Genomic DNA, 11,981 nt, shown 5'->3' with positions numbered 1-11,981 from the left:
GGTCTAAAAAAACGGGCCGCGCCTGCGACGCGGCCCGTGACGATGTCCGGCCCGGTCGGGCGAAATTGCGGTTGGCTTACGCCGCCAGCTCCTTCGTCAGGTTCTCCGCGACCTTGTCGAGGAAGCCCGTGGTCGAGAGCCAGCGCTGGTCGGCGCCGACCAACAGCGCGAGGTCCTTGGTCATGTAACCGGCCTCGACGGTGTCGACGCAGACCTTCTCCAGCGTGTTCGCGAACTTGGCGAGCTCGGCATTGTTGTCGAGCTTGGCGCGGTGCGACAGGCCGCGGGTCCAGGCGAAGATCGACGCGATCGAGTTGGTCGAGGTCTCCTTGCCCTTTTGGTGCTCGCGGTAATGGCGCGTCACCGTGCCGTGGGCAGCTTCGGCTTCCACCGTCTGGCCATCGGGGGTGAGCAGCACCGAGGTCATCAGGCCGAGCGAGCCGTAGCCTTGCGCGACCGTGTCGGACTGCACGTCGCCGTCGTAGTTCTTGCAGGCCCAGACATAGCCGCCGGACCATTTCAGCGCCGAGGCCACCATGTCGTCGATCAGGCGGTGCTCATAGGTCAGGCCCTTGGCGTCGAAGTCCTTCTTGAACTCGCGCTCGTAGATATCCTGGAAGATGTCCTTGAAGCGGCCATCATAGACCTTCATGATCGTGTTCTTGGTCGAGAGATAGACCGGGTAGTTGCGCAGCAGGCCGTAGTTCAACGAAGCGCGGGCGAAGTCGATGATGGAATCGTCGAGATTGTACATCTGCATCGCGACGCCGGCGCCCGGGGTCTTGAACACTTCCTTCTCGATGACAGTGCCGTCCTCGCCGACGAACTTCATCGTCAGGGTGCCCTTGCCGGGGAACTTGATGTCGGTGGCGCGATACTGGTCGCCATAGGCGTGGCGGCCGATGATGATCGGCTTGGTCCAGCCGGGAACCAGGCGCGGCACGTTCTTGCAGATGATCGGCTCGCGGAAGATCACGCCGCCGAGGATGTTGCGGATGGTGCCGTTCGGCGACTTCCACATCTGCTTGAGATTGAACTCCTTCACCCGGGCTTCATCAGGGGTGATGGTGGCGCATTTGACGCCGACGCCGACCTTCTTGATGGCTTCGGCGGCGTCGATGGTGACCTGATCGTTGGTGTGGTCGCGGTACTCCATGCCCAGGTCGAAATAGAGCAGCTCGACATCGAGGTACGGATTGATCAGCTTGTCCTTGATGTACTGCCAGATGATCCGGGTCATCTCGTCGCCATCGAGTTCGACGACGGGATTGGATACCTTGATTTTTGCCATGATCGGGGAAGCCTCTTGGGAACGGCGCTATTGGCGCGCCACGGGAATATCCGCCGCCTCTTAGCACCGCCGCGCGGCGGGCGAAAGCCAAGGGATTATGCACTTTTAGCCCATCCAGCTTCCACAGATGGGGGGCGGGATACGGTCCTGCCGCCGGGCCGGGCCTGAAGTTTCAGGCAAGATTCAAAAGCCGAATCCAACCCGTTATTTCCCTTGAGAATTTCGTCAGGACAGGCAAACGACAGGCGGGCGGGCAAGGCCGGGACTGTCCGGCCTTGGCCGGCCTTGAATCAATTTCTGAAGAGCGCCTGTCCTGATCGCGTCTTGGCAGGGCCTTGAGAACCGGTGTGAAAGCGAAACGAGATGTCGGGGACTGACAAGAGCAAGGCGGGGCTTTCCCTCGACGGACCCATCGTGATCCTGGTGGAGCCGCAGCTTGGCGAGAACATCGGCATGGCCGCGCGCGCCATGGGCAATTTTGCGCTTGGCGCCTTGCGCATCGTCAACCCCAGGGACGGCTGGCCCAACATCGCCGCCCAGCGCGCCGCCGCCGGCGCCGACCACATTCTGGAAAAGGTCGAATTGTTCGACACGGTCGAGCAGGCCGTCGCCGACCTCGACCTGCTGTTCGCCACCACTGCGCGCCCCCATGACCAGGCCAAGCCCGTGGTCGGGCCTGAGGCGGCTGCGGCAGAAATCTCCGGGCACGTTGCGACCGGCGGCAAGGCCGGTATCCTGTTCGGCCGGGAGCGCTGGGGCTTGACCAACGAGGAGGTCGGGCTCGCCAATCGCATCATCACCTTTCCGGTCAATCCGGGCTTTGCCTCGCTCAACCTCGCCCAGGCCGTGCTGCTGGTCGGCTACGAATGGTTCAAGCAGGCGACATCCGGCGAGCTGCCGCACGCCATGCCGGAGCGCTCCGAGCGCGCCTCGCAGCACCAGATGCAGGCCTTCTTCGACAATCTCATCCGGGAGCTAGACCGGGTCGAATTCCTGCGGCCGGCCGAGAAGCGCGACACCATGCTGGTCAACCTGCGCAACATCTTCACCCGGATGGAGCCGACCAAGCAGGACATGCACACCCTGCACGGCGTGGTGATGGCGATCGCGGAAGGGCGCAAGGGCCCGGCCAAGGGCGGCGTGCTCGACGGCGAGCAGGCGACGCGCTTGCGCGCGCTGCTCGCCGAGCACGGGCAGGGCGGCGGCGTCCCCGACAGCGGCTCGACCGTGCGCGGCCTCGCCCGCCTGCTCCGCCGCAACCCGACCGACGCCGAGCGCCTGCTGTGGCAGGCGCTCACGCGGGATCGGCGTTTTGCAGGGCAGTTCAAGCGCCAGACCCCGGTCGGCCGCCACATCCCGGACTTCGTCTCGTTCCCGCACCGGATCGCGATCGAGCTGGTGAACGCGGGCGAGGGCGAGGCGATCGCCGCCGACCGCGCGTCGCGGCGGACGTGGCTCGAGGCGCGGGACTATCGGGTGATCGAGATGCGGGCGGCCGATGTGGAGCGCGATCTGGAGGCGGAGCTGGTGCGGTTGCAGGGCATGATGGCGGAAGGATCGAGCGCGTCGTAAGCGCAAGTTTAGGGCGCCTGCTTGTCATCCACTCAGCCCGCGAATGTACGTCACGTCCGCTGACCCTTGAGCAACGGTGGCCGCTCGCCCTGCCGGGTTTGCGACGCCCCATTTCAGACGGACCAATCTGACGAAGCGGGCATCGCTTGCATGCCCCCATAGGGGCCGGTGACAGCGCTTCGTGTGCTCCGCCAATCATGATAAGCTGCCTCTCGGCAGAGGAAGTGTTCAGCCGGTCCTGGACAACAAGGGGGCTAGCAGTGAAATCCTATTTTGAGTCGCGAGCAGTCGACGAGGTCGCCACAAGGACAGCTGACGTACTGATCTTGATTGGCCGTGTTCTACTTGCCTGGGTATTCGTCGGAAGCGCATACGGAGCGCTATCCAACTTCAGCGGCTCGGCGGGTTATTTCAGGTCCCTGAACCTTCCAGCGCCTGAGCTGGTCGCTATCGTGAGTATCGCAGTAGAAGCATTGATATCCGTTGGATTGATACTGGGCGTCGGTACGCGCTACTGCGCCATTCTGACGTTCCTGTTCGTATTGGTGGCAACGATTGTTGCGCATCGCTACTGGGAATATCCCGCCGGTGCGCAGCAGATGGGTCAATACAACAATTTCTTGAAGAATATCTCGATCATGGGCGGCGCGATGTTGATCTTCGTCACCGGGGCAGGCCGCTTCAGTGTCGATCGGACATCGTAGCCGGCATCACTTCACCTTGAGCTTGAAAGCGTCCTCGACCGCCCGGCGGATGGTCTTTGAGAGCGGCTTCAAGGCATTGCCCACGAAGGCGAAGAGAAGCATCAGCCACGTCGCGAGCGCGGCACACCACAGCACCAATTCCAATATGTCAGGCATGATGCCCTCTCAAAAATAACTTCTCTGCAATGCCGCCAGTGTGCTCCCAATGGAGCCGGCACCGCAAGCCGTCGTCAAAGTGGTGGCGCGCCGAAACACTCGGAATAGGCCCGAAGATTGCAGTCTGCGTGCAGCCTTGCGTCAACGGAAGCACACCGTGCGGCGACCGCGAAGAGTGATGTCGGTCGCGGCAGCTCTGGGCCAGGAGGCGAGAAGAGGCGTGAGAGGCGTGCGTTATGCTTCGCTAACCAATCCTCCGCTCAGGGCTTACACCGCCTCTAACTGATCGGCCGCGCGCTTCTTCCTTGCCTTGGACTGGCCGAGCAGGGGACCCGCGGTTAGCGCTGCCGTATCCGCCACCCCTGGATCGCGCGAGATCATGGCGGCGACGATGGCGCCGTCGATCAACAGCCCGAGCTGGTGCGCGAGCACGGCCGGCTCGGTCGATCCGAGCTCGCCGGCGAGCTTCTCGATGTGGCCGAGCACGATCTTCTTGTGCTTCAGCGCGATGTTGCGGAACTGTTTTGCGTCCTTGTCGTGCTCGCCGACTGCGTTGATGAAGGGGCAGCCGTAGAAGCGCTCTTCGGCGAACCAGCTTTTCAGCGCCGGGAAGATGCGCGTCAGCTTTGTCTGCGCGTCGCCGCCGCCTTCCTCCATGGCGCCGATGAACCATTCGCGCCACTGCTTGCCTTCGCTCTCCAGCACCGCGTTGACGAGATTGGTCTTGGAGCCGAACAGCTTGTAGAGCGTCGTCTTCGCCGTGCCCGCTTCCGCGATGATCGCGTCGATGCCGGTGGCGTTGATGCCGTTCTTGCAGAACAGATGCGTTGCGGCATTGAGCAGGCGTCCGCGAGCGGACTCCTCGTCGCCTGCGCCGGCGTGGGGCGATTGAGACTTTTTCTTTGACGTCTTTGTCATGAATCCAAACTTACCCGGAGCCGCGTCGCATCAGCAAGCCGCATCTGTTCGGCGCCGAAAAGATTCGCACGGGAGGCGCATCTGCATCGCCTTTGAGCAAGCGGCGGCTGATCAATCCGCAGGCAACGAACGCTAAGCGGCTCCAAAGCTTCGCCTTTTGTTTTTGGCTTCGTCTGGCACGCTCCATGCAGGGAAACAGACCGTTCGGTATCCTGCCGATTTCCACTTCTGCCAGGGAGAAGATGATGACTGCCGTCGTTCAAAAGACAGTGCTGACGGGTTGCCTCGCGCCCATCGACAAGAATGGCCTCGAGCAACTGATCGCGAGCGGCAAGGCCAATCCGAAGGTCATCAAGACCTTGAAGTGCAAGACGGTCGCGGAAGGAAAATTCCGTCACGCCAACTACATCCGCAATTTGCCGCCCTATATCGTCGACGAGCCACCGGGGCTTCTGGGCGACGACACCGCGCCGAATCCGTCGGAGGCCTCGCTCGCCGCGCTCGGCTCCTGCCTTGCGGTCGGCCTGCACGCCAACGCCGTCCATCGCGGCTGGATCGTCAACAAGCTTGAGCTCGAGCTCGAAGGCGACCTCAACATCACCGCGGTCTGGGGCACCGGCGACGTGTCGGACAAGCCGGTCGGCTTCACGGACGTGCGCGTCAAGGTCGACATGGAGTGCGAGGGCATCTCGCAGGACGAGATCAACGCGCTGGTCTCCCATGTCAAGAAATGGTCGCCGGTCGCCAACACCTTCACCCGCCCGGTCAATCTCGAGGTCGGCATCTAGCAGACGACAACAGGACAAGGTGCGGGAGACGATCATGGGGTCACTGGCTTTATCGCGGGCCGAAGTTTTGGATCAGCCCGCACCGTCCATTGCAGGCGAGGTGGCGCGGATTGCACGCGAGCAGCTCGCCCCGCTCGCTGCCGGCATCGACGACGGTTCGGTCTATCCGGCCGACGTACTGCGCAAATTCGGCGAGGTCGGCGCGTGGGGCAGTCACATGCCCCACGAGGGACCTGCCGACTTACGCTGCGCCATCCAGGCGATGGCGGCGATCGGCGAGGTCTGCGGTGCCACGGCCTTCATGGCCTGGTGCCAGAACACGCTGGTCTGGTACGCCGCCAACTCGACCAATATAAAGCTGGCAAAGCGCTTCGGCGATGCCTTCTCGACCGGCCGCGTGCTCGGCGGCACCGGGCTCTCCAATCCGATGAAGAGCTTTTTCGGCATCGAGAAGCTGAAGCTGAAAGGGCGCAAGGTCGACGGCGGCTACATCGTCCGCGGCGCGCTGCCCTGGGTCTCCAATCTCGGGCCCGATCATTACTTTGGCACCATCTTCGAGCGCGAGGACGATCAGGGCATCGCATGCACGGTCATGTTCCTCGCCGACTGCTCGGACCCTGCGATCACGCTGACGCCATGCAAGCCGTTTCTCGCCATGGACGGCACCGGCACCTATGGCGTGCAGTTCCGCGACGTCTTCGTGCCGGACGAGCTGATCCTCGCAGATCCCGCTGCGCCCTTCGTCAAGAAGATCCGCGCCGGCTTCATCCTGCTCCAGGCCGGCATGGCGCTCGGCGTGATCAAAGACTGCATCAACATCATGGACGAGGTCGATGCTCCTCTCGGTCACGTTAACCGCTACCTGCCGCAGCAGCCGGTGCATTTTCGTGATCTCGCCGCCGAGCTCGAAACCGAGACCATGGCGCTGGCGCGCGATCCCTACAACGAGGAGGAGACCTACTGGCGCAAGGTGATCGCGCTGAGGCTGCGCGCCGGCGAAGCCAGCGTCGCGGCGGCGCATGCGGCGATGCTGCATTGTGGCGCGCGCGGCTATCTCAAGAGCCACCGCGCGCAGCGGCGCCTGCGCGAGGCCTATTTCGTCGCGATCGTCACGCCCGCCACCAAGCAGCTGCGCAAGATGCTCGCCGATTCCTGAGTTCTACGAGTCCACCCCAAGACCACCCACCTCAACGGAGAGGCTGCCATGACTGACGTCCTGATCACTGCCGTCGAACTTGCCGATCTCTTGAAAACCGAGCCGTGTGTCATCGTCGACACCCGCAATCCCGACGCCTACGCCGCCGGACATCTTCCCAATGCCGTCAACGTGCATGAGATCTTCACGTTTCTTGCGACCTCGACACCCGAGGGCATGGCCGAGCTGAAGACCAAATTTGCCGACGCCTTCGGCGGCGCCGGCCTCTCCGGCAAGGAAACGGCCGTGATCTACGAGCAGTCGATGAACTCGGGTTTCGGCCAGTCCTGCCGCGGCTACTATCTCCTCACCATGCTCGGCTATCCCAAGGTGAAGGTGCTGCATGGCGGCTTCGACGCCTGGTCGGCCGCGGGCTTCCCGGTAACGAAGGATGTACCCACACCGGCCAAGGCCTCGTTCTCGATCGTGCCCGAAGCTGGCGAGATCCTGATCGACGCCAAGACCATGCTCTCCGCCGTCGGCAAGCCCGGCATCGCCATTCTCGACGTGCGCGACGTCGACGAGTGGATCGGCGACAGCTCTTCTCCCTATGGCAAGGATTTCTGCCCGCGCAAGGGCCGCATCCCCGGCGCGGTCTGGCTGGAATGGTACCGCATGATGAAGCCGACGGCCGAAGGCCCGCGCTTCAAGTCCAAGGACGAGATCCTGGCGGAATGCGCCACCGTCGGCATCTCCACGACGACGCCGGTCTATCTCTACTGCTTCAAGGGGGCGCGCGCCTCGAATACGTTCCTGGCGCTGAAGAACGCCGGCGTGAAGGACGTGCGGATGTATTTCGGCTCCTGGAACGAATGGTCGCGCGATCCGTCGCTGCCGATCGAGCAGGGGCTGCCGATCGCATCGGAGGTGACGACCAAGGCAGCGTGATCGCAGCTAACCGAGGGCCCGCGGACGAGGCGCGATTCCCAGCGCCTTGATCCGCGAGGCCAGCGTGGTCGGCTTGATGTCGAGCAGTTCGGCGGCGCCGCCGGGGCCGAACACTTTTCCCGCGCAGGCCTCTAACGCCGCGAGAATGTTGGTGCGCTCGTGCTCGCGCATCTCGGATGACGTCATGACCGCAGGTCGCGCATCGGCCTTTTGCCGTGTGGCGGCGGTCGCGGGCTGGACGCCGGGGGTGTCCGGCAGGTCGATGCGCAGGCGGCCGTTCTGCGACAGGATCGCGGCGCGCTCGATCACGTTCTGCAATTCGCGGACGTTGCCGGGCCAGTCGTAGCGGGCGAGGCGCCGTGCATCGCCTTCCGACAGCCGCAAATTCGATTTGAGCGCCTTGCTCTCGCGCGTCAAAAAGTGCTGGGCGAGCAGGGGAATGTCCTCGCGCCGTTCGCGCAAGGGCACGGTCTCGATCGGGAACACGTTGAGGCGGAAATAGAGATCCTCGCGAAAACGGCCGTGCTGCACCTCCCGTTTGAGGTCGCGATTGGTCGCGGCGATGACGCGGACATCCACGGTGCGGGTGCGTTCCTGTCCGACGCGCTCGAAATTGCCCTCCTGCAACACGCGCAGCAGCTTGCCCTGAAGTTCGAGCGGGATCTCGCCGACCTCGTCGAGAAACAGCGTGCCGCCATCGGCGAGCTCGAACCGGCCGATGCGGTCGCGCATCGCGCCGGTAAAGGCGCCGCGGACATGGCCGAAGAACTCGCTCTCGAACAATTCGCGCGGGATCGCGGCGCAGTTGACGCGGATCAGCGGCCGATCGCTGCGAGTGGAATCCTCGTGGATGGCGCGGGCGATCAGCTCCTTGCCGGTGCCGGACTCGCCGGTGATCATCACCGCGGCGGTGGTCGGCGCCACCAGCTTGACCTGGCGCAGCGTCTTCTGGATCGCCTCGCTTCCACCGATGATGCCGCGCGGATTGGTCTCGATGCGGATTTCTTCCTGGAGATAGGCGTTTTCCAGTTCGAGCCGCTCGCGCAGGCGGTCGACCTCGGTGAGTGCCGCGTGCAGCTTCTCGTCGGCTTCGCGCCGCTGGCTGACGTCGCGAAACACCACGACCGCGCCGACCACGGCGCCGCGGTCGCGGATCGGGGTCGAGGTGTATTCGACCCAGGCCGGCGAGCCGTCCTTGCGCCAAAACACCTCGCCGTCGACCTGGTGCACGGCGCCGTCGCGGAACGCCGCGTAAATCGGGCAGTCGTGGTTGGGATAGTGCCGGCCATCATGATGGGTGTGGTGCACGATCGGGTGGATTTCCTTGCCGACCAGCTCCTCCGCGGTCCAGCCGAGCATCCGCTCGGCCGCGGGGTTCACGAAGGTGGTCTTTCCTTCCGCGTTCACGCCATAGATGCCTTCGCCTGCGGCGCGCAGGATCAGCTGGTTCTCGCGCTCGATGTCCCGGAAGACACGCTCGACCCGTTGCCAGGTCGAGATGCCGCTGCGCATGTGGTCTTCGGCGGCCGCGTCCACGTTGCGCCGCCGGCGCGCTTCGAGATCGGTGAGGGTGAACAGCAGCAGGGTACGGTCATCATGGCCGACGAGGCAGCCGGAATATTCGAGCCGGAGCTCCTGACCCGTGGCGTGACGCGGGGTCAGTGCGGTGGTCCAGTACGCGCCCTTGTGCAGCACCGCCTGGGTGAACACGGTCAGCGCTGGAAGCTGGCTTGCGTGTAGCGCGCTGGCCCTGGTTTGCCGCAGCAGACCGCGGTCGTAGCCGAGCAGGGTGCAGGCGGCCGGATTGGCATCGATGATCTGGTCGCCATAGGGATCGACCAGCAGCATTGCCTCGACGGACGATTCGAAAGCTGCGGCACGCAGATCAAGCTGATGGACCGCTTCGTCGGGGCCATGCGCTGGCGTCGTTGCCATTACGAAATCTCGTTATTTGACTACGAGTTTTCGTATATCACGAGTTTTCGTAGCGACCAAGGGCGAGCGAAATCCCTGCGTCATCAAGGCGGTGGCCCGGGCGATCGCGGTGGCACGCTCCTTGCGTAATTCATCCTGCAATGACGCGCAGGAGGTCCGATGTCCACTTTCGACAATCCGTTTGATCCCGATCGCAACCTCCGAGCCGGCTGTGCCTGTGGCCAGCACCAATCCGCGGCCGAGCATGAGCAGGCCACGGCGTTGCGCTGTGCTCCCGTCGAGAGCGAGGAGACGCGTTACGAAGGCGTCGTCGCCTCCGCCGTCATGCGCGCCATGTTTCCGCAGGATGTGGCGCGGCGCGCCTTCCTGAAATCGGTCGGGGCCTCGACCGCGCTTGCCGCGCTGTCGCAATTCTTTCCGCTGAAGACGGCGACCGAGGTGTTTGCGCAGGCCGGCACGCCCGAGAAGAAGGACCTCAAGGTCGGCTTCATCCCGATCACCTGCGCGACGCCGATCATCATGGCTGCTCCCCTCGGCTTCTATGCCAAGCACGGCCTCAACGTCGACGTGGTCAAGACCGCCGGCTGGGCCGTGATCCGCGACAAGACCATCAACAAGGAATACGACGCCGCGCACATGCTGGCCCCGATGCCGCTCGCGATCTCGCTCGGCCTCGGTGCCAACGCCATTCCCTTCGCCGTGCCTGCAATCGAGAACATCAACGGCCAGGGCATCGTGCTGGCAACCAAGCACAAGGACAAGCGCGATCCAAAAGATTGGAAAGGGATGAAGTTCGCGATCCCCTTCGACTATTCCATGCACAATTACCTGCTGCGGTACTATCTCGCCGAGCATGGGCTCGATCCGGATACCGACGTGCAGCTCCGCTCGGTGCCGCCGCCGGAGATGGTCGCGAATCTGCGTGCCGACAACATCGACGGCTTCCTCGCGCCCGACAACGTCTGCCAGCGCGCGATCTATGACGGCGTCGGCTTCATGCACCTGTTGTCGAAGGAGATCTGGGACGGCCATCCCTGCTGCAGCTTCGCCGCCAGCCGCGAGTTCATCACGACGGCGCCGAACAGCTTTGCGGCGCTGACCCGCGCCATCGTCGATGCCACCGCCTACGCATCGAAGGCGGAGAACCGCAAGCAGATCGCCGAGGCCATCGCGCCCGCCAATTACATCAACGCGCCGGTGACGGTGCTGGAGCAGGTTTTGACCGGCACCTACGCCGACGGTCTCGGCGGGGTGAAGACCGATGCCAAGCGCGTCGATTTCGATCCGTTCCCCTGGCAATCCTTTGCGGTGTGGATGCTGACACAGATGAAGCGCTGGGGCCAGATCAAGGGCGACGTCGACTACAAAGCGGTGGCCGAGCAGGTGTATCTGGCCACCGACACCCGGAAGCTGATGACCGAGATGGGCCTGTCGCCGCCGGCGAGTGCGTACAAATCGTTCGCGGTGATGGGCAAGAATTTCGATCCCGCCACGCCGGAGGATTACGTCGCGAGCTTCAAGATCAGGAAGGCGTCGTGAGGATGGGCGCCGCTTTCGTGTCCCGGACGCGATGCAGCACGAAGTGGTGCATCGCCGAGCCGGGACCCAGTCAGGGCCGCACGGGTCCCGGTTCTGCGTCGCATCACTTCGTGCTGCGCCGCGCCCGGGACAAGAGGGTAGCGCGCTGAGATGACATCCTCCCTTCGCCTTCGCGCCGGTCTGCTCTCGATCGTGTTGCTCGCGGCATTCCTCGGCATCTGGCATCTCGCCACGCGCTCGACCGGCGCCACCGCGGCGATGAGCCCGGAATACGCCAAGCTGATGGGCCTGAGCGCGACGCAGGGCAAATCCGCCATGCCCGGGCCGTTCGACGTCGGCGCTAAGCTCTGGGAGCATGTGAAGCGGCCGTTCTACGACAATGGGCCGAACGACAAGGGGCTCGGCATCCAGCTCGGCTATTCGATCGCGCGCGTCGGCACCGGCTATCTGCTCGCCGTGCTGGTCGCGATCCCGCTCGGCTTCCTGATCGGCATGTCGCCGCTGCTCAGCAAGGCGCTCGATCCCTTCATCCAGGTGCTGAAGCCGATCTCGCCGCTGGCCTGGATGCCGCTCGCGCTCTACACCATCAAGGATTCCTCGATCTCGGCGATCTTCGTCATCTTCATCTGCTCGATCTGGCCGATGCTGCTCAATACGGTGTTCGGGGTCGCCAGCGTCCGCAAGGAATGGATCAATGTCGCACGGACGCTGGAGGTCGGCACCTTCAGGCGCGCCTTCACCGTGATCCTGCCGGCGGCGGCACCGACGATCCTGACCGGCATGCGCATCTCGATCGGCATCGCCTGGCTCGTGATCGTCGCGGCCGAGATGCTCGTCGGCGGCACCGGGATCGGCTACTTCGTCTGGAACGAGTGGAACAACCTCTCGATCACCAACGTCATCATCGCGATCCTGCTGATCGGGGTCGTCGGCATGCTGCTCGACCAGATCCTCGCGCGCTTCACGCGCATGGTCACGTTTCCGGAGTAGTGGCT

Annotated in this window: 11 protein-coding genes; 7 read left to right on the top strand and 4 right to left on the bottom strand. The window is 63.9% G+C overall.

Going from position 1 to position 11,981, the window contains the following annotated elements; translation table 11 throughout:
• Nucleotides 1-76 precede the first annotated feature (76 nt).
• Nucleotides 77-1,291, bottom strand: a complete 1,215-nt coding sequence (locus QSV46_RS30640; protein WP_314960440.1) for an NADP-dependent isocitrate dehydrogenase — start codon at nt 1,289-1,291, stop codon at nt 77-79.
• A gap of 363 nt (nt 1,292-1,654) precedes the next feature.
• On the opposite strand from QSV46_RS30640, the gene QSV46_RS30635 reads away from it, so the two are divergent.
• Entirely contained in the window at nt 1,655-2,863 is a 1,209-nt protein-coding gene (locus QSV46_RS30635) for a TrmJ/YjtD family RNA methyltransferase (protein WP_314960438.1), read from the top strand.
• A gap of 260 nt (nt 2,864-3,123) precedes the next feature.
• On the top strand, nt 3,124-3,567 hold the full coding sequence (locus tag QSV46_RS30630; protein ID WP_314960437.1) for a DoxX family protein: 444 nt from the start codon (nt 3,124-3,126) through the stop codon (nt 3,565-3,567).
• 6 nt (nt 3,568-3,573) lie between these two features.
• Here the strand turns inward: QSV46_RS30630 and QSV46_RS30625 are convergent, their stop codons facing one another.
• Both QSV46_RS30625 and QSV46_RS30620 read right to left on the bottom strand, forming a co-directional pair.
• Entirely contained in the window at nt 3,574-3,723 is a 150-nt protein-coding gene (locus QSV46_RS30625; RefSeq protein ID WP_314960436.1) for a hypothetical protein, read from the bottom strand.
• 267 nt (nt 3,724-3,990) lie between these two features.
• Nucleotides 3,991-4,641 (bottom strand): TetR/AcrR family transcriptional regulator, encoded by a 651-nt coding sequence (locus QSV46_RS30620; RefSeq protein ID WP_314960435.1) that lies wholly within the window; start codon nt 4,639-4,641, stop codon nt 3,991-3,993.
• Between the two features lie 245 nt (nt 4,642-4,886).
• On the opposite strand from QSV46_RS30620, the gene QSV46_RS30615 reads away from it, so the two are divergent.
• Genes QSV46_RS30615 through QSV46_RS30605 form a run of 3 tightly spaced genes read left to right on the top strand, consistent with a single transcriptional unit; the run spans nt 4,887 to nt 7,512 of the window.
• Nucleotides 4,887-5,429 carry an OsmC family protein gene (locus QSV46_RS30615; RefSeq protein ID WP_314960433.1) on the top strand — a complete coding sequence of 181 codons (543 nt, stop codon included), beginning with the start codon at nt 4,887-4,889 and terminating at the stop codon, nt 5,427-5,429.
• A gap of 34 nt (nt 5,430-5,463) precedes the next feature.
• Nucleotides 5,464-6,585: an acyl-CoA dehydrogenase family protein gene (locus QSV46_RS30610; protein ID WP_314960431.1), complete on the top strand. Its 1,122-nt coding sequence runs from the start codon at nt 5,464-5,466 to the stop codon at nt 6,583-6,585.
• Between the two features lie 48 nt (nt 6,586-6,633).
• The gene (locus QSV46_RS30605; RefSeq protein WP_314960430.1) at nt 6,634-7,512 is read left to right on the top strand and encodes a sulfurtransferase; all 879 of its coding nucleotides are present in this window, start codon (nt 6,634-6,636) and stop codon (nt 7,510-7,512) included.
• A 6-nt stretch (nt 7,513-7,518) separates the two neighbouring features.
• Here QSV46_RS30605 and QSV46_RS30600 read toward each other — a convergent pair whose 3' ends face one another.
• A complete protein-coding gene (locus QSV46_RS30600) occupies nt 7,519-9,447 on the bottom strand; it encodes a sigma 54-interacting transcriptional regulator (protein WP_314960428.1) in 1,929 nt (642 codons plus the stop codon).
• 159 nt (nt 9,448-9,606) lie between these two features.
• Here QSV46_RS30600 and QSV46_RS30595 point away from each other — a divergent pair, with 159 nt between their 5' ends.
• Both QSV46_RS30595 and ntrB read left to right on the top strand, forming a co-directional pair.
• Nucleotides 9,607-10,986 (top strand): CmpA/NrtA family ABC transporter substrate-binding protein, encoded by a 1,380-nt coding sequence (locus QSV46_RS30595; protein ID WP_314960426.1) that lies wholly within the window; start codon nt 9,607-9,609, stop codon nt 10,984-10,986.
• 150 nt (nt 10,987-11,136) lie between these two features.
• Nucleotides 11,137-11,976, top strand: a complete 840-nt coding sequence (ntrB, locus tag QSV46_RS30590; protein ID WP_314960424.1) for a nitrate ABC transporter permease — start codon at nt 11,137-11,139, stop codon at nt 11,974-11,976.
• The last annotated feature ends 5 nt before the right edge of the window (nt 11,977-11,981 follow it).

It is taken from the genome of Bradyrhizobium cosmicum, assembly GCF_032290525.1.
GTDB classification, from domain to species: Bacteria; Pseudomonadota; Alphaproteobacteria; order Rhizobiales; family Xanthobacteraceae; genus Bradyrhizobium; species Bradyrhizobium cosmicum_A.
Note: the sequence above shows the minus strand (reverse complement) of the source record. Positions and strands in the feature narration are given on the sequence as shown.